Here is an 891-nt window from a genome sequence, read left to right as displayed (position 1 = left end):
TCTCGTCCGCGCCGCCGAGGGCCGTGAGCGCGACCCCCAGAGCGTGCTGCTCGCACAAGCCACCTGACCGGGCGCAGGTCGCCCGGCCCGCCAGAGAGCGTCCTGCCGCGTCCGGCGTACCCGGATACCGATCGACAGCGGGACGCTGTCCGGCCAGCGATCGACCCTGCGGGCGGCCGTGAGTAGGTCGGCCGGTGCATCTGCGATGCGCCGGGGAGTTCCCGAGTGTTCGTGCGGTGAGGTGATCTCGGGAGCTGCCCGCTCCCGGGGACACGCCCGCCTACGGTCTACGCGTGTCCGGAGCCCGCACCCGCACCTCTCCGTTAGATGTCGCACGGGCAGTTGTCGCCGCGGCGCTCACGGCCGGCCTGCTGTCGGGGTGCGGCACCGGGGACGACGGCGTCGTCTTCGGTGGCGAGTGGGGAGAGGTCTGCGCCCCAGCGGCCCCAGAAGAGCGGCACTCCTTCGGGGATGCCATCACGGCCGGAGAGCAGGGACTGCTCATCACCGACGTCCGTCTGCTCGAGGCGGACGACCTCGCGCTGGAGCACGCCTTCGTACTTCCAGAGGAGGGCATGGTCGGCTCGTGGGCTTACCCGCCGGTCGACATCCCCGGGTGGAACCAGCGGGTCAACGCCGTGGGTGCCGTCCTGCGTCCGGGGGAGAGGGCCTCGCTCGTGGTGGGCGTCTACCGCACCGGCGCAGCGCAGGGCAGCGCTCGTGCGCTGGCAGTCGAGTACACGGTGGACGGCGCAGCTACCGAGCGGACGAACACGACCAGCATGAAGATCCCGGTCGCTGCCTGCCCCGACGCGTGACCGCGTCGTCGTGACGACGCCGCGCGAGAACGCCGACGCCCTTGCTGACGTAGGCGCGTGTCAGTTGAGGATC

General features: G+C 71.6%; 1 protein-coding gene. It reads left to right on the top strand.

Annotation, left to right across the window (positions count from 1 at the left end; translation table 11 throughout):
- The first annotated feature begins 293 nt into the window (after positions 1-293).
- On the top strand, positions 294-818 hold the full coding sequence (locus WDZ17_RS17360; protein WP_339576430.1) for a hypothetical protein: 525 nt from the start codon (positions 294-296) through the stop codon (positions 816-818).
- Positions 819-891 lie beyond the last annotated feature (73 nt).

The organism is Pseudokineococcus basanitobsidens (genome assembly GCF_037482545.1).
Taxonomy (GTDB): domain Bacteria; phylum Actinomycetota; class Actinomycetes; order Actinomycetales; family Quadrisphaeraceae; genus Pseudokineococcus; species Pseudokineococcus basanitobsidens.
This window is presented reverse-complemented; position numbering and strand designations above follow the sequence as displayed.